This is a genomic window from Lysinibacillus sp. OL1 (genome assembly GCF_004332175.1).
Classification (GTDB): Bacteria; Bacillota; Bacilli; order Bacillales_A; family Planococcaceae; genus Lysinibacillus; species Lysinibacillus capsici.
This window is the reverse complement of record NZ_SJDS01000021.1, coordinates 21,956-39,545: the sequence shown is the minus strand read 5'-3', so window position 1 is coordinate 39,545 and position 17,590 is coordinate 21,956. Positions and strand designations below refer to the sequence as shown.

The 17,590-nt window shown below is 34.3% G+C and carries 20 protein-coding genes; 19 read left to right on the top strand and 1 reads right to left on the bottom strand.

Annotated elements, in window-relative coordinates:
* Window positions 1-48: 48 nt before the first annotated feature.
* Window positions 49-402 (top strand): YolD-like family protein, encoded by a 354-nt coding sequence (locus tag EW028_RS23225; protein ID WP_193767457.1) that lies wholly within the window; start codon window positions 49-51, stop codon window positions 400-402.
* A gap of 61 nt (window positions 403-463) precedes the next feature.
* On the opposite strand, the gene EW028_RS23220 is transcribed toward EW028_RS23225, so the two are convergent.
* On the bottom strand, window positions 464-1,090 hold the full coding sequence (locus EW028_RS23220) for a hypothetical protein (RefSeq protein ID WP_227745011.1): 627 nt from the start codon (window positions 1,088-1,090) through the stop codon (window positions 464-466).
* Between the two features lie 818 nt (window positions 1,091-1,908).
* Between EW028_RS23220 and EW028_RS25955 the strand changes: the two genes are divergently transcribed.
* From EW028_RS25955 to EW028_RS23145, 18 genes are all read left to right on the top strand, one after another.
* On the top strand, window positions 1,909-2,037 hold the full coding sequence (locus tag EW028_RS25955; protein ID WP_255501792.1) for a hypothetical protein: 129 nt from the start codon (window positions 1,909-1,911) through the stop codon (window positions 2,035-2,037).
* A 13-nt stretch (window positions 2,038-2,050) separates the two neighbouring features.
* Entirely contained in the window at window positions 2,051-2,347 is a 297-nt protein-coding gene (locus EW028_RS23215; protein ID WP_131522598.1) for a hypothetical protein, read from the top strand.
* 54 nt (window positions 2,348-2,401) lie between these two features.
* Window positions 2,402-2,920: a hypothetical protein gene (locus EW028_RS23210; RefSeq protein ID WP_193767456.1), complete on the top strand. Its 519-nt coding sequence runs from the start codon at window positions 2,402-2,404 to the stop codon at window positions 2,918-2,920.
* A gap of 173 nt (window positions 2,921-3,093) precedes the next feature.
* Window positions 3,094-3,288, top strand: a complete 195-nt coding sequence (locus EW028_RS23205; protein ID WP_131522596.1) for a hypothetical protein — start codon at window positions 3,094-3,096, stop codon at window positions 3,286-3,288.
* Window positions 3,289-3,394: 106 nt separating this feature from the next.
* Window positions 3,395-3,550 (top strand): hypothetical protein, encoded by a 156-nt coding sequence (locus EW028_RS25435; protein WP_193767455.1) that lies wholly within the window; start codon window positions 3,395-3,397, stop codon window positions 3,548-3,550.
* 176 nt (window positions 3,551-3,726) lie between these two features.
* Window positions 3,727-4,605, top strand: coding sequence for a DNA methylase N-4/N-6 (locus tag EW028_RS23200; RefSeq protein WP_131522595.1), 879 nt, complete (start codon window positions 3,727-3,729; stop codon window positions 4,603-4,605).
* A gap of 94 nt (window positions 4,606-4,699) precedes the next feature.
* The gene (locus EW028_RS25430) at window positions 4,700-4,876 is read left to right on the top strand and encodes a hypothetical protein (RefSeq protein WP_193767454.1); all 177 of its coding nucleotides are present in this window, start codon (window positions 4,700-4,702) and stop codon (window positions 4,874-4,876) included.
* Window positions 4,877-5,385: 509 nt separating this feature from the next.
* Window positions 5,386-5,841 carry a hypothetical protein gene (locus EW028_RS23195; protein WP_131522594.1) on the top strand — a complete coding sequence of 152 codons (456 nt, stop codon included), beginning with the start codon at window positions 5,386-5,388 and terminating at the stop codon, window positions 5,839-5,841.
* 45 nt (window positions 5,842-5,886) lie between these two features.
* Window positions 5,887-6,414, top strand: a complete 528-nt coding sequence (locus EW028_RS23190) for a single-stranded DNA-binding protein (RefSeq protein ID WP_131522593.1) — start codon at window positions 5,887-5,889, stop codon at window positions 6,412-6,414.
* Between the two features lie 98 nt (window positions 6,415-6,512).
* Complete coding sequence (locus EW028_RS23185) at window positions 6,513-7,559, top strand: DUF6094 domain-containing protein (RefSeq protein ID WP_227745010.1); 1,047 nt, start codon at window positions 6,513-6,515, stop codon at window positions 7,557-7,559.
* A gap of 58 nt (window positions 7,560-7,617) precedes the next feature.
* Window positions 7,618-8,121 (top strand): DNA cytosine methyltransferase, encoded by a 504-nt coding sequence (locus EW028_RS23180; protein WP_131522592.1) that lies wholly within the window; start codon window positions 7,618-7,620, stop codon window positions 8,119-8,121.
* Window positions 8,122-8,653: 532 nt separating this feature from the next.
* Window positions 8,654-8,860 (top strand): hypothetical protein, encoded by a 207-nt coding sequence (locus EW028_RS23175; RefSeq protein ID WP_131522591.1) that lies wholly within the window; start codon window positions 8,654-8,656, stop codon window positions 8,858-8,860.
* A gap of 34 nt (window positions 8,861-8,894) precedes the next feature.
* Window positions 8,895-9,167 carry a hypothetical protein gene (locus EW028_RS23170; RefSeq protein ID WP_131522590.1) on the top strand — a complete coding sequence of 91 codons (273 nt, stop codon included), beginning with the start codon at window positions 8,895-8,897 and terminating at the stop codon, window positions 9,165-9,167.
* A 14-nt stretch (window positions 9,168-9,181) separates the two neighbouring features.
* The gene (locus EW028_RS23165; RefSeq protein WP_131522589.1) at window positions 9,182-11,077 is read left to right on the top strand and encodes an LPD1 domain-containing protein; all 1,896 of its coding nucleotides are present in this window, start codon (window positions 9,182-9,184) and stop codon (window positions 11,075-11,077) included.
* Window positions 11,078-11,348: 271 nt separating this feature from the next.
* Window positions 11,349-12,218: an ArdC-like ssDNA-binding domain-containing protein gene (locus tag EW028_RS23160; RefSeq protein ID WP_131522588.1), complete on the top strand. Its 870-nt coding sequence runs from the start codon at window positions 11,349-11,351 to the stop codon at window positions 12,216-12,218.
* Window positions 12,219-12,308: 90 nt separating this feature from the next.
* Window positions 12,309-15,512: a DEAD/DEAH box helicase gene (locus tag EW028_RS23155; protein ID WP_131522587.1), complete on the top strand. Its 3,204-nt coding sequence runs from the start codon at window positions 12,309-12,311 to the stop codon at window positions 15,510-15,512.
* 37 nt (window positions 15,513-15,549) lie between these two features.
* Window positions 15,550-16,422, top strand: a complete 873-nt coding sequence (locus EW028_RS23150) for a hypothetical protein (RefSeq protein WP_131522586.1) — start codon at window positions 15,550-15,552, stop codon at window positions 16,420-16,422.
* A 401-nt stretch (window positions 16,423-16,823) separates the two neighbouring features.
* On the top strand, window positions 16,824-17,513 hold the full coding sequence (locus EW028_RS23145) for a hypothetical protein (protein WP_131522585.1): 690 nt from the start codon (window positions 16,824-16,826) through the stop codon (window positions 17,511-17,513).
* The last annotated feature ends 77 nt before the right edge of the window (window positions 17,514-17,590 follow it).

Below are 17,590 nucleotides of genomic sequence, written 5' to 3'. Positions count from 1 at the left end.
TACATTATCTCTAACTATATATAAACAAAGAATGAGGTGTACTAAATAGTGGGAAATACAAAAATATGTCTTGATAAAACTAAAAAGTGGGGAGCTCTCATGTTACCTGAACACTTACAGGCATTGAAAAAGTGGAAGAAAGAATTTTATAAAGAATCCCCAAAGCAATTAAGCAGTTGGGAATTAGATGATTTACAACAAACCATATCATTAGCTGTTAAACAGCAACAGGTGATAAAGTTAACCATATGGGAAAATGACAGATATATTCAACAAGAAGGAATCATTCAATACATTAATTCTTATGAAAGAGAACTAACTTTCTGTACGTTGAGTCAAATCAAGAAAATAAAAATTGACTATATTTATGAAGCTCATACTGATGGTATTAATGAGAATTAATCATAGCTAATCATTTGGAATAGCCCATCCCAATCTCACTTTGGGATAGGCTATTTTTTGTTTACAAATTATCACGCCAATTACTTATGATAAACTCATCAACCATCTCACTAGGAGCAGTTACAGGTGCATGTACCTCGCGGACTATTAAAGATAGTAAATCGGCCCATGAGTATTCATCTGAATCACTCATGCTGTTTATATAATTAAGCACCTTTTGTAATTCGTTTAATCTTTCAGCATCTAGACCGTTCATTAAATGCTCTCTAATAAAGGCGTTGATGATGTCATAGTTAAGCATTGCATGTTCTAGTAAAATAGCACACGTTCTATGAGGTGTACATTTCAGAGCATAAGCTAGGGCATCTATCAACTGGTCTGTTTTTTGAGTTACTCGTGTAGACACTCTATCACAAGTTCCTGGTGGATGTTTCTTTTTAGCACTAGGATTTGTTAGAGCACCAAAATATAGAGTGTTATTAAAACGAATTTCTCTTTGAAAATATCTAGATATAGAACTAATAATATCTTGACTGTTGATTGCAGAAACAATTAAGTGGTTAGCAACCTCTTTTACTGATTTATTTGTTATATCAGCAAGCCGCTCGATGCTGTCTTTCAACGATAGGGGGATTGTTGGCTTATAGTCTACTTTTGCGTCTGAACGTCTCTTCGTTTGCCCTCTCATACCTCTTGATACCTCCATTTTTCAAAAATAAGCCTGCGAAAGTGTCCGAGTGTCCCTGGGATACTACAAGATATGGGGGATTGAATCGATATATGTGTTTAAAATTGATATTGTTTGGTCAAACTTATAAAAAGTGAAAGGGGGAAATAAAAATGGCTACTGATAAGAAAAAATCATTATTGGAGAAAATTAAAAAAGAAAATGAAAGAACTGGTTTCCCAACAAAGAAAAAAAGTAAACAAGCCAATAAATAAAGATATTATAAGAGAAAGTAATTGAACCTGACTATCTTATTTTTGCTAATACTATACATGATGGGAGTTTAAATGAATAGATATCCCATATAGTATTACCGAAAATAGATTACTTTAATCATCCATCTAAATATATATTTCTACGGGTAAAGTATAGTAGGGGGTCCAATCTAAACCTAGCATTTTTCCCATTGAAATTAGCAATCACTAGTGATTTACATAACAATCTAGTTGGATAATGTAGGTTGAATTTATACTATCTCTTGTGGCTATTTTCTGGTAATCCATAAATATCAATGGACTATAAAAAAGTTTGTTGCCACTCTATTGTTAATCTTTAGAAAAAATAGGTGTTGGAACATTTAATTCTATGCTAAACTTTAGACATACTACTTTTTCTATTTTTATGAGTTTATACTCGTGCAACTAACACTAAACAGCCTTTGAGGTTGAATCTAATACAGGATAGCTCTGCCTAATTCTGTATCTAACATGATTCTATCCCTCAAAGGCCTTTTTGTGTTTAAAAGTAGTATAAATACAAAGAAGAAAGGAGGGACTGGTATGGTAAACATTTACGTATATGAATGTATTAACTGTAAGAAGCAAAAGCGAGATAGTGAAGACATCGACCACTGTCCATGTGATCACTGTTGTACTGGAGCGGAAATGAAGTTAGTTAACATTCTATAACGGGAGGATTCTAATGCAAAAAAAAGATTTGAAACACAGAGATGTTGAGACATGTGGGACAACCGTTTTTGTCTTAAGAGACAGTGGAAAAGAAATAGTTAATATGGATAATTTACCTTCAAAGATCCAAGATGGTTGCTATTTCTACTGGACATTAGAGGATATTGCTGTTTATGTACAGATGCTATTTCCGAATGAACAATTAGTTATTTACGTATGGGAAGAGACTGGGCTTTCAGGCTGGATTTTCAAATATGTAAGTAGCAGTGATTACTGGGTTGAGCATGGTTCTACCAAAGGCTTCGCCTAAAAAGTAAAGGAGGGGAGTGCAATATTTACAACACTTTTTGAAATAATATCAACCATGAAAATGTCATTGATTGTTCTAGGCTTTATTTTTGTGGTTGGAACGATGGAGGGTATCTTAGAGGAATATCTTAAATTCATGGATAAAAAAGATTTAGAGGAATCAGCAGTTGCTGCAGAACAAACAAATCCGCAACAACCAGGAGCATTTTGGTCTTTAAAAAGAGGAATGAGGTTGTTATATAAATTATCACGGATGTTGATTATTTTATTACTTCTTACAATTTCGTTCGTATCTTTATTAAATGTCATAATGGCTACTTTAGATGGTGGGTTAAGTACGCTCAACTGGAATTACGTTGTTTTAATGCCGTCTTTAAAGATTTACAAGGCATTCACCAAGGTAATGAGTGACGTAGTAAACAATACTGATGAAGCGATAAATGATGTATCTAAAGTATTTTCTGGATACAACACTGTATTTGGTTTATATGAAAATTTAAAATCAATACACACCGTAGTTAAAGAAAAAGAAACAAAAAACTCGACCGATAAGACAGACGATAATACTCTATGAGTAATCTTCTGAATTAGGCCGAGCAACGCAACTTCATTCTAGCTCTTCACAGATGCAAAGTCAATCAGAAACGGTTAGTTTTGGGTCTGTGAATGGCTGAATGAAATATAATTAATTGCTCAGAATATGTTATACTGACGGTAAATATATATTCTGGGTAGGAGGGAGAAGTTGTGAAATTGAATGCTAATGTAGATGAATTACGCAGATTAGTTGAAAACACAAGACACCGAAATGTTTTTATACGTTTTTTAGTATTTTGCACAGTTACGAAAGCTCTTGCTCCTGGATTTTTAAGATATCCAAAAGATACTTTAAAGTTGTACATTAAGCATCTAGCAGGGGAAAATAACAAATTTAACGCATAAAATGAAATGGAATAATACTATATCTCAGATAAAAGACGACCAAATTGCCATGTAATTTTTCGGCAACATGTGGTCGTTTTTATTTTGAAGAAATGAGGATACTAATATGAATAACCTTCTGAATAATAATACAACTGAAGATATCAATTTTAATGATTATGAAAAGGAAAATTGCAATTACTGTAACAAAGAAATCAGTGCTATTGAGTCATATAACTGGGGAGGCTGCTGTGTTAAATGTGCAGTTGAAGAGGATTTGTAGTGACAATCTTCATGTGATTAAATTAATCCTTCTTTTGAAAAATTAGAGACTGAATAAAACAATTTAAGAGGAGGATGGCATTTATGCGTGTCATTCTCTTTTTGCATTCCAAACGACTATCTATGAACTATTAGGCCATATATGTTAAGCAAGAATTAGATTAGGGGGAGATTAAAATGAAATCTATCGTCTCATATGAAGATCGAGGAAAATGGGGCAACAACCAATATAGAGGGAATTGTACAGGTCATCTAATTAAGGATTTACTCTTATTTTATAAACCAAAGCAATTTTTAGAAGTTTTCGCAGGTGGCGGAACTGGGTTTGAAATTGCAAAAGAATTAGGTTACGAAAATTCAATTCACCTTGATTTGAATGGCTTTTATGGACCAAAATTTAATGCATTAATCGATGATATACCAGCTGGAAGTGATTTTGTATTTTCACATCCTCCTTATCACAACATGATTATATATAGCGGTGAACAATGGGGAACTGAAGCTCACCCAGATGATTTAAGTCGTTGTATGAGTTATGAAGAATTTATCAGTAAAATGAACAGTGTGTCGTGCAAGATCTATAACAGCTTATTGAATGGTGGTCGCCATGCTATGCTTATTGGGGACATGAGAAAAAATGGTAATTACTATTCCATGATTAAAGATTTAATTTGGTATGGAGATGTAGAGAGCCACATCATTAAAACGCAGCATAATACTTTTTCGGAACGCAAAGCATATAAAAAACAGAATTTTATTCCTATTGTTCACGAACATTTGATTGTATTTAAGAAAAATTCCATTTGGGGTATCCCAATCAAATATACAAAACAAATTGTTAAAAGCATGAAAGAATCGAAAATGGCTACATGGCGGGATTTGGTTCAAGCCGCATTACAAGAACTAGGACAGAGTAGCTTGCAGCAACTATATGAATTATTAGGGGATACAGAAAAAGCTAAAAATAATCAGTTCTACAAAGAGAAAATAAGACAAGTACTTCAAATCCATAACGAATTCATATCAGTAGAACGCGGGATTTGGAGATTGGCTTAACAGAGTCAAATTGTATTTAATAAGAATTTAGACTAGAAAATTGAATGCTTTTAAGTAATTAGCACTTTAATACCACCACTTGGAGGGGAACATAATGGCTAGATTATTATCTATTCAGGATTTTAACCTTTTTGATGTCATACAAACCAAAGATGGCCGTACATTGACTATTGGCTTACAAGATACAAAGGATCACATTACTTCTAAGAGTGCTTATAAGGTATACACAGAAGGAAAGCTAGTATCGAAATCGAGATGGACGACTGGATAACACAGTCTTTAATTAATATTGAATGAGAGGTTGGCTTATCATTATGAAAAAAAAGGATTTTCAATTATTAGACCATATTATAATGATTGATGGTAGAGTTTTAACGATTGGATTAAAAAACGATGTGCATTTTATACACAAGAAAATGCTTTTAAGGCGTATAAGGCTGGGGAAATTGTAGCAAAAACGATTGAAATAGACGGAGAGTCAGTATTTGAAGAAATATAATATGTTTTACTATATCTATAAAAACCATCACATAAATTGTGGTGGTTTTGTTTATTTTTAGTTTCACAATATACATAAATATGTTAAGCTTGGATTGTAACTTTTTATTTTATTTTTTATGTCTGCCATTAATGGTTTGACGACTTAACTACTACCACACAGCCTTTGAGGTTGAATCTTTTTAGGACTTACTATGTCCTTTTAATAAGATTCCCTCAAAGGCTTTTTTTGTGTGCTAAGCGAGAATAAAAAGTTAACTACTTTGAGGACAGGTGATTAACATGAAAACAGTACAAAACGAAGGAAAAACAATTGCAGAGGTTGTCAGTATTCCTAATTTCAGGTATGGGGACAAAAATATTGTACTTCGAGAAGAATCAGCAGATGAAAAAGGTTGGAGAGATAGCGGTCTTGGTAAAGCAGCAACTAGTAATTTCCGTTTAGAAATGCAATTCAGAGATAAATCAGTGAAATATTTTTCACTATTAACAGAACATGGATCGGACTATGCGGAGAGTGAAGCTGTTTACGTAATTCACGAATTTTTAGCTGAACAAAAACTTGAAAGAGTTAAATGGCGAATTGAAAAAGGACCATATCATATTACTAGTGGCTTGATCCCAATGAAAAAGAAAAAAGCTGGTTTATTTAATCGTACAGCTGATTCGATAATGTCAATTAATTGGAGACAACGAATTCATAATTTCTTTTATCTAGATGATGCGGATTTAGAATAATACTCGCTAAACATAACTAATTTATAAAATTGGAGGAAATGAAAAATGAGAAATCACTGTAGCTTTACAGGAAGAACAACTAAAGATGTTGATTATATGGTTTCAGAAAATGGAAAACGTCGAGCTGTATTTACTATTGCTGTGGATGCTTATAACAAAGGTACCGAAAAAGAAACAGATTTCATTCAAATTAAAGCATTTGATGATCTTGCTGCAACCTTGGCAGACAAAGTAGGGAAAGGCAGTTTAATTACAGTGGATGCTCGCTTTAAACCAGGTAAGTATCAAAAAGAGGGTAAAACTGAATATACACATGACTTTATCGCATATAATGTAGATTTCCAATTACTAAAGCCAGTAGGTGGAGCTCAAGTTAATAATAATGGGCAAGACCAATCATATTTGAATGGTGGCCCAAATAATGGACCAGGTAATAATGGGGGACAACCACATTATCCTAATCCACCATACGGAGGACATCAACAATATGGTGGCTATGGAAATGGTCAACCAACATATCCAAACTACCCAAATCAACCGTCAAATGGTTATCCGAATCCGTATGAACGATAATTCATGTGAGTGTTAAGCAAATATTAAATGCAATAGTAAAACTGTTACGAGCTTATTTGTTCGTAGCAGTTTTTTTATTCAGTAGGAGGTCTACAAAAATGAGTAGAATTGGAAATAAGTATCTATCAGGATTTGTTGCGACACAAGAGCAACAAGGTATTTATATAAAACAGATGTTAGATTTCTCTACAGGTGAAACGGCTATTCTTGATCCTTGCTGTGGTGAGGGTGCAATTTTGTCGTTTTTAGCAGAGGGAAATGATGAAGTAATTACTTATGGCGTTGAGATAGAAAAGCGACGTGCAAAGGCAGCAAAAGCGGTTTTAAACAATGTTATTGAGGCACCCATAGAATCAATGATTATCTCAAATGATGCATTTGGGATGATTTTATTGAATCCGCCATATGATTTTTCGATGAAAACTACCGATGAAGATGCGGAAAGGAAAGAATACACTGAGTTAAAAAGAGCTACTAAATATTTAATGCCTGGTGGATTGTTAATCTATATAATCCCAGCTTATAGATATGCAGATTCAAAAATTGCAAGGTTCTTAGCTACTCATTTTAATGAGATGTCTGTGGCCCGATTTACAGATGAGGACTACTCAGACTATAAACAGGTTGTATTCTTCGGGAAGAAGAAACGAGGCAACATAAAGCAATTTTCGGAAGAGATCTACAATGTCTTTTTACAATTTGCAAATGAAGATTTTGCAAACAACTTGAAGGACCTTGAAACTCTATCCAACGAGAGAACTTACTCAATTCCACAGTGTAATGGGGAAATTTCTACTTTCTATACGCGACTTGAGAATAAGAATGTCTTTATAGAATCTATAAAAACTAATAAGCAGTTTCAAGCTTTTATAGAACGTACTAAACCTAAAACAATTGACCACTCTTCATTAAAACCTATTTTACCATTGGCTCAGGGGCAACTGGCACTACTGCTTGCTTCTGGTGCAATAAACGGGGTACTTGGGAGTGGAGATAATCTACATGTGGTTCAGGGTTTGGAAAACGTTTCAAAAATTGTTACAGAAGAAGAATCTGAACATAGCGTTACAACAAAGGTACGTATGAAAAGGGAAATTTCAGTAAAGATAATCACGCCTGCAGGTACCGTAAAAAAGCTGAGTTAATGTGAACAAATAATTAAGACCCATAAAGGTAGAATACTATAAAACGAGAGGTACTAAAATGAAAACACTATGGTATCAAAAAGTTTATGCATTATATAAAGGCGATATCTTTATTGCTGAAGGTACATTAAGAGAAATTAGTAAAGAGACAGGGAAGTCTTTAGACTTTCTGAAATATATGACATATCCTGCTTATGAAAGAAAAATCACTATTTCTAAACCAGAAACACTAGAAAGAATGAAGCATGTTTCTCAGGGAGGTAATTGGCGAGATATTCCGAAATACTTGTTACCAAAGCGTTTTGGAGAAAATACACATAGTTCGATTTATAAGCGACTAGATTTAAATAAGCCCAGCATAGCAATTACGAATGTACGTAAAAGTAACATTTTACATCCTCTACATGACCGTATATTATCTATTCGTGAGGCAGCGAGACTATTCGATTTAAAAGATGATTTTATTTTCAAAGGAACATTATCATCTAAACAACAGCAGATCGCAAATGGGATAACGGCAAATTTAGCTAAAGCCATTGGAACACAAATTATGTTGATTTAAAATAAAGATTGATCATTTGTAAAAAAAAGTTTGAGCAAATACGTATCCTTATTACAAGACCCTTGTCATATCAACGTTTATCAAACCACTTTGATCAATCTTTTTTATAAAAAATTGTGAAATTCACATGTTTTGATCGAACTTTATTATAAACGGTGCTGCTGAGTGGTACGTGAGTGGTACGGAAGAATGCGGGTTTGCAGGCTGATTTTAATCAAACTTTATTCAAAAGCTACAAATTAAAGAGGCTTTTAAACGATTTCAATATACAAACATGGTTAGAAACAATGTGTGGGTTCATTAAAAATAAGATGAAATTTTTTTGATAATCAGTTATAATCTTTGTATAACTTTTTATTTACTTTTTTTTGCATACTCCTACTTGAGTATTGCCAACGCAACTACTACTACACAGCCTTTGAGGTTGGAATCTTTTGGACTTACTATGTCCTTTTACCAAGATTCTTTCCTCGAAGGCTTTTTTTTGCGTTTTCTAGTAAAAAGTTAAATACTTTGAGGACAGGTGATTAGCATGACAACACAACAATTAGAAGGACGTTTTAACGCGAAGAAGGATGAATTTTTAGAGATTCTAAAGCAAGAAGGGATTTTTGTAGATTTTTGTGAAGAGGAAGGTTTCATTTATGAAATTTTCAAACCATTGTTCAATGTACTACACCGTATACGTCTATCGTTAAAAAATGGACGAATCATTGTTCACGCTATGGTAAAACTTTAATCGAAATTCTAATAAAAATTCAGGAGGTTATTTTATGCAACCATCAATTACACCAGAGGAAATTGCAGTATATATAAAGCATGTTTGGTTTGAACCTACAAATCCAAACGATACTACAACTTTAAAAGAAATATTTGCAATACAGATGGATCTTTACAGCAAATATAAGATTTTGCCTTCTGCTTTAAAATCAATGTTTCAGGAGGATAATAATAGATTTCCTAAGAGTGAAAAAGAGCTCCTAAATAGACTATTCGATTTAGATAATCAATTACAATCAATCTATGCAGAGCGGTTCAGTAATTAAGGAGGTAAAAAGGTATGTCAAAACAATTGGATCTATTCTCATTGAATTTAGAAGAAATGTTTAAAGTAAAAGATGAGTCTTCATTTCCTATGTATCAGTCAAATGATTTAATGTACCCGAATGTAGCGGATGTACGGACAAAGGTACAGCAGAAACGAAAAGTATCGTTTGATGTTGGTACAAAGATAGGTGGAGCCCCTAAGGATTTAGAAGAAAAGAGAAATTTATATAAGCTAAATCCCAATGTAGGACTGCTAGAAGAAATTGCTGCTGAAGATGATATTGTGGCAAATGAGCTGGCAAAAAAGTCACACATATTTAGTTGGTTCTCACTAGAAAAATGTCAAGAAAACAATGTCCATATTCACGCCGCTTATGGTATGTCACTCTTCATTCGTCGAGTTCCTTCACACTGTAGTCAGGTGTCTATGACACGTAAACAATATATTCAATTACTTTTAAATATTTCAGAGATGATGAAAGGTGTTCAATCAGTTGAACACTTTTCTTTTTTATTAAGTAGACTGCAATCTTTATTGGCATCCAATAGGCTTTATCACTATACTCATAGAAAGTTAGATAAAATTAACAATGAATATGAAAGTTTGTTGCTTGAGCCATTAAAAAATGAGAAAGAAATAAAACGGTTACTAAGGGAACAACAACAGTTAGTGGGAGCGTTGCACACGTATGATATTGGTGAATCATTAGGTTTATCTGCACTCACATCAATTGTAGAATTGGTTACGTCAAAGCAAAAATTAAGAGATTTTAATAAATCCATGCAAAAATATGCTACATGGGAAAAGTACAAAAAAGAAACTGCAGATAAAGGCAATGTTAAACGTGGAGGATCCAAACCAGTCTGGGAACGTAAACTACCTGTAAATCCAAAGCGTACTAGTGAAATTTATATACCTGATATGAATGGACCAGCACAATTCAAGGAGTATTTTGGATTCAGGGCCATTGAATTTGGCAATTGGGTTGAAGACAGTGTAGGTAAAGCACATTTGAATAATGCTGCAAAAGCACTTGTTGACCTTGCTCAATTACTAGGTGTTTCTCATGACAAATTGAGCTTAGGGCAGGAATTAGCCTTAGCATTTGGTGCACGAGGCAAGGGGCGTGCATTGGGGCATTATGAGCCAGGGTACAATGTAATCAATCTCACGAAAGAACGAGGTTCTTTAGGAATCCTGGCACATGAGTGGTTCCATGCATTTGATTACTATCTAAAAAAACAAATAGCTCCTAACCATGAAGGCTTTTTGACTGCAGGTGCAGATGTTTTTATGTTACCAGTTGAAATTTTTGAAGCATATCATCTTTTAATGAAGAGCATCAAGAAAGGAAGATCCACTGCTTTTATCGATGTAAAAGGCTTCACAGGTTCTTATCGTTTAACAAGTAAATTTATTGCACAATATGAAAAGCATATGGGAGATTTACAAGATATGATGGATTCTTTACTAGCCGAATTTGATGAAAAAGTAGACCGTCATTTAATGCTAGTTGAATCAGAGAAGGGGAGACAAGAACTAAAATCAAAGTATGAACGTAAACGCAAGACTACTTTACGAAAAAATGCTGAGGCTTTGTCTCAATTACACAAAGAAAGAACAGGAAAAGATGAATATCGTATCCCTTATACAACTAATCAAACCCAGTTTTATCAAGATGCAATAGACCTTGATCGAGGGAAGGAAGGTAAATACTTCTCAAGTAACATAGAATTATGTGCTAGATCCTTTGAAAGCTACGTCTATTCATTGTTAAAAGATAGAAATTGGAGAAGTGACTATCTTGTATCTGGTATCGATGATGTTGTCTTTCCGAAATTTGATGAAAAAACTATAATACATGCAGCGATTAGTCGCTTTATCCAAGCGACGATTTCTTATCTTTAATGAAAATAAGCTCACCTTAAACGTATGTTTGGGTGAGTTTTTTATTTTTTGATAGTATTTTTTACTCAGTTTTGCTATAGTAAATCTATACACTTTTTCTTTTTTACTATTTTATAGCATACGTGCTATGTTTGAAATTACCTATTATCAGCCTATGTGGTTGAATCGAGAACAGGATAACTATGTCCTTTTCTAAACAACGATTCTTCCACATGGGCTTTTTTGTGTTTTCTGAAAAAGTGTAAATACCAAGTGGAAGTGAGGAATTAAAATGGTCTACAAACGTAAGACAGAGGAAGAAAGGCAAAAAGAAGTGGAGGAACTGGCAGGATTGTTGGAGGATGGTGTATTGAATGCCTCAATCGATCCAGAACGTTTTAAGGCACTCTTAGAGATGGCTGCTATTTTTCCTAAATATAGTTTTAGGAATGTAGCGCTAATTCATAGTCAAATGCCAAAAGCGACCTACGTTGCATCTTTTAAGAAATTCCGTGAGTTAGATAGGAATGTTATTAAGGGGCAAAAGGCCATTAGAATTCTTGCACCTAGAATCTCTAAAGTAAAAAATGATGAGACAGGTCAAGAAGAGAAAAAAATCATTGGATTCCTAAGTGTACCAGTATTTGATTTTAGTCAAACTGAAGGTAAACCTTTACCTATAGAGCAGTATAGACTGAAGCTGGACGGGAATAGTGATGCAGCGGTAAACATTATCGAAGCCGTTAAGGATATTGCTCAACAAGATGAATGTCGTTTTAGCTTTAGTTATGTACCTGGTACAACAAGTGGATATTATTCACCTTCTGATCATCGGATTGTTGTATCTGATAGTTTAAGTGTTAATCACAAGGCAAAGACATCAGTACATGAATTAGTGCATAGCAGAGTACACCGAAAAAATAACGAAACAAAAGAGGAGCAAGAAAGTGTAGCTGAAGGAGCGGCATTTATTGTCTGTTCGTACTTTGGTCTCGATACTTCGAGTTATTCCTTTGAATACATTCGAGGTTGGTCAAAAGAACCTGAAAGCATACTCAAGTACTGTGAGCAAATTCATGAAGTAGCGAGTTCGCTTATTTCAGAATTTGAGACATACTTTGAAATGCATGGCTCTTTAGATAAGGACCTAGCTATAGCTTAAATCAAATATGATATTAGAGGAACAGTCACACACCGTTTATGAGTTGAAAGGTGTACGTGAGTGTTTTTTTTGTTATTTAGGAGGTACATCATGACAGCAAATAATGAAGCAACACTACTATTAAAGCCAGAAACGCAAGAAAACCCAAAGATGCTACAAGTATACAATGACCGTGTTTGGCATGAAGCATTTTGTTATGCAATGGTTTTCGAAAAGAACGAAAACAAAAGAGCCTATGACGCAGATGGCAAGTTACTAATGGCCATAATCAGCGGTGCTGACACTACACTACAAGCAATGAAAGCAACCATTGATATGGGGATTGAAGTCAAGTTTGGTTTTGGTGAGAAAGGCTTATCTAGCTACGATTTTCATAAAGAATTGAATCTTTCATGTGAAAAAGGGAAGTATGACAAGTTTCACATGAGTCTTAACAAAAATCGAAAGGCCGTAGCAATTGTTCATGAAGACATCGTTTCTGCTGGGAAGTATGTGCTTTCTTTTGAAGGTAATCCAGCGGAGGATATTGCACATCTATTAGGTGGATCACAATACGGTTTGAATATCTTACCAGAATGGCAAGATACCGTTTTTGAACAACTAATAAAAGAGCAGTATCTGGTTGAGCACGAGTTATATCATGACTCGGAATTACTTGATTTACGAATGTATTCGATCGATTTAGATGAAGAACAAGCAGATCGTTTCATTTCTGATTTAGTTCAGAAAGGAATGCTGCCCTTCCCAAAATCAGAAAGCTCAATTGAAGCGGATGAACAGATAACACCAATTCATGAAATCAACAATCTGACATCTTACTTAATGAACTACAACCAGGCGATGGCTGAAAAGATGAATAGAATGTTAATTCCGTCGTATAACCCTTTGGAAGAAAAGCCTTTAGAGCACTATAACTCATATAGTCGTGAACTATTTCCTGTACAAGGGCACACAGCTTCTGCGATTTCCAAACGTCTAGTTAATCAAAAAGGAGTCGTGTTACAAGGAGAGATGTCCACTGGGAAAAGTGCTATGATGACCGCTATCGCGGATGGATACAGTGTTTTAGGGACAAAAAAAGGATATTTCGCGGTATTAGCCTGCCCTCCTTCATTAACCAAGAAATGGCCAGAAGAAATTAGAATGCTTATACCACATGCTGAAATACATGTGATCATGAAAACTGAGAATCTAATTCGTTGGCATTCTGAATGGATAAGAGCTGGTAGGAAAAAGCCATTAGTACCTACATTCTTTATTATTTCATTTACTACATTAAGAAATGACGCTGCAATTCGACCTGCAGTTGAATATAAATCACTTAGATTCACAGGCAGTAAAGGTGAACATCTCTCCGATAAGGCAGGTATTTACTGTCCTAAATGTGGGAAGCCGCACCAGACAATTGATAGTACTACGCTTGTTGAAAAAGATGGTAAGCAGGAAAAGATACATGAAACTCACAACATGACACGAGATGAGTTTGGAACTGGAAGACGTATCAATTCAAGTGTCAATCCAGCCAACGCTTTCTGTTTTTACTGTGGAGAATCTTTATGGACTAAAACTATAAAGCGAAGATATTCAAACTTTTCACAGTGGGCAAAGAAACATGAACAAAAATTGATAGAAGCCATTTACATGGGTGATCGGTTCAGATATCAACTTATACAAGAAGAACAACCCGAACTTGCTTCATCAACATCTATGCCCCGCCGTGTTGCAACAATTGAATATATACGTAGAAAGATGTCAGGCTTTTTTGATATAGCCCTCATCGATGAAGTACATCAATTAAAGGGAAGTAACTCAGCTCAAGGTAATGCATTAGGTTCGCTAGTTGCAGCCTCAAAAAAATTTATTGCTGGTACTGGTACATTATTTGGAGGCAAAGCAGAAGATATTTATTATCTCTGGTGGCGATTATTTCCTCAAGATATGGCTGGGAGTGGTTATGAATTTAACGAAGTTACTAGATTCAATGAAGAATTCGGGAATGTCGAAGAAACCATATATGAGCCTAAAGAGAGTACAGTATATAGTAATAAAAATAGTCGAGGCGGTTCAAGAACATCCAGAAAAAAAGTGATTCCAGGAATATCGTCTTTTATTTATGGAAAATACATGGTGAATAATGTTGTTAATGTCCGATTGAAAGATGTTTGGCCAGATCCAGTTGAACTTGTTGATACACCAACTATTTTCGTGGATATGACGCCAGAGATGAAGCAACATTATAATTCCATGATTAACAAATTTGAAAATGAAATCAATTCGCGAGATGACGGCTTTAAACTATATTCTCAAATGTTGGACTACGGTATTGGGTACCCTGATAATCCGTTTAATTTTCCTGATGCTCTTTATAAAAATGAAAAGGGAGAAAGGGAATTAATATGGCGAGCTACACATATACCTGCTGATCAAACAACACCCAAAGAAGCGAAGCTACAGGAGATAGTACAAACTGAAATGTCAGAAAAACGTTCATGTATTGTTTATGTACGAGATACGGGCTCAACTGTGGCCTCAAGAGACATAAGACCACGCTTGAAAGAAAAGTTGGAGGAAATAGGTGCTAAAGTTTGTATTCTTGATACTTCAACAACTAAGACAAACTTACGGAGTGATTGGCTAAAAGGGAAAATAGAAAATGAAGGTTATGATGTCTGTATAGTGTCACAAAAACTTGTTGAGGTAGGTCTTGACTTGTTATGTACACCTACACTGATCTACTACCAATTTTCTTGGTCCTTGTACACAATCAATCAAAGTGCCAGACGAGCTTGGAGAATCGGACAAACAAGAGAGTGCAGATTGTATTATCTTGCTTACAATGATTGCTATCAAAGCTATATTGCAGAGGTCATAGCAAGGAAAAATAAAGCGACGGCAGCCATTAATGGCGAGGTATCCGCGGATGGCTTATCGGCTATGCTTGGCGACGAAGGAGACTTACAAGCCATGTTAATTGAGTCCGTGAAGCAAGGTAACATCACTATGAAAGGTTCTGCTGAAGAGTGGATTGCACAGGCTTCAGATAGGGCACGTGAGTTACTTGCTAACATTGGAAAACCTAGACCAGTCGAGAGTACACAACCACAAAAGTTTGCCACAATTCCAATTGAAAATGTTGAGGATGGGCTGTTCCAAAGCAGTAGCTATGATGAAGAACTTAATTTATTTACAGTTGCTGAAATACGAGAGAAAAGTCCAATAACAAATAGTAAAGCTAAAGGACGAAAGAAAGCTATCAATGAAAATCAACTAGAATTTGATTTATTTGCGATGTAATCACACTTACTAAAACAAATAATGGGAGGAAAAGATAATGACAGTCATTTTATCGCTATCGGTAGTAGTTCTACTTTGCTTATATGTTGGAGCAAGAAGAAAAAATCGAGTAGTAACTAAAAAAAATAAAGAATTATCCAATGCAGTTTATTTAGAAACATGGGGTGTTCCTTCTAACCTATATTCAACAGCATATTCAGGTCTTGAAACAGCATCAGCATCACTACCAGCTGAAAATGTTAATGAGAAGAATGAGCAAAATAAGAAACAATTATATATTGAGGACTGTATGGACGATGCAACACTTGCATATTTAGATACTTTACAAGTGACTGCATCGAGTATAGAAGATGATAACAATACTGTTTATGAAGAAGAAGCTGATGAGGTAGTGGCAGCTATGGAAATGTATGAGGCTTCAGAACACTATAGTGAAGAAGATGAGCAATTCTTTGAAGCGGTAAGAGGCGAGTTAGATCGAACGATTGCAGAAAGTAATATTTCAATCACTGAAGATATTTTATTATCTGCAGATGACTGGGAGGTACCTGTAACACAACTTCAAATTCCTATCCAATATCGAAATTTAGCAGAAAGTAAAATTGCTGACGGTTCTTTAGGTTTACAAACATGGGTTTGTAAAGTAATAGGAAAGGAAGAATTTTACCTCCACATTGCAGATAGTACTGCACAGACATGGGTAAATGCAGAAATTTATAACGGATATAAAGAGTTTAATGTGGATGATCTCATCTACGTTGAAATCTGTCGAAACACTGATAATACACTTACATTACACACTATTAATTGTTTGGAACGCGGTACTTCAAAGTTTAATACAAAAAATAATTATGTAATTCAAAATAACCATATTGATATAGATATCAATTTGGAAAATGAGGCAATTTAGCTTAAAGGCAGCCCCTAACTTTTAGGTTAGGGAGCTTTCCTCAAAATTCAAACTTAACATATTATACAAAAAAAATAGGATTAGACATCCTGTAATTTTCATATAATGGTAATTTGTTGGTTCTTTGGTTTGGATTTTGATGAAAGTTTGTAAATAGCTTGTCGAAATTGGCAAATTTTAATGTATGATATTAATGTAACTTCCGATATGGAAGATAATACAACTTATGTATGCAAATATTAATTATTCAATTGGGTGATAAACCCTACTATTAAGGTCAATTTGACTATTAATATTTTTGCATTTCAAAAATATACATAAGCGTAGAGTTTCATTATTCATTAAAAGAGTCAAAAATCGACATATAAAATTAAAAATGTAGCAATAATGGAGGTTATATAATGTTTAAACAAACGGAGCTGTCAGCAAATATTCTAAAAAATAATCAACTGCCAAGTGCAATTACGTTCACATCGCAAATTATTCAAGATGTGGTTCGATTGCAATTTAGAAATGAAAATAATAGTTTAGCAAATCGCAGGCCAATAATGTTGACTTCATCTTATGTCAATCAGTTATCAAAAGAAATTGAACAATTGGTCAACAATGAATTATATAGCATAAGAACGTTAATTAAAAATTCATTAACTTCCTCTATTGCAAGTAATGCAAATTCGAAGCCTAATCTTGAAGAAATTATTGCTATCATGGAGACCTTTATTACTAGCAATAGTGCTAGTTTGATAGAAGAAAAAATAAGAGTGGAAATTAAGATACCATTTCGAAAATGTAAAGAATTTAAAGACTTCTTCTTGCCCATCTCACAATTATTTATACCTATTGCCGAATATGTAGAGCATTTCGAAATAAGAGGGCGTCATCAAAGCTTATATCATCTACACGCCTTTTTAACTTTTTCAAAAGAAGAGTTATTGTACGTATGTGAAAATCCAATCGAGCCCTGCCAGAAGACAACAAAAGAATGGGCAGCTTTTTTATTAAAAATATACAAAGATATTACCAATAATCATACGATTACATATGAAATAGACTGTATGGATGGAAAATTAATAGTTGTAGATTTAAAATAAAGTCGCGATGTTTATAAAAAAGATGCGATGGTTAAAATAAAGTCGCGACGTTTATAAAAAAGTTGCGAAGCTTTGCC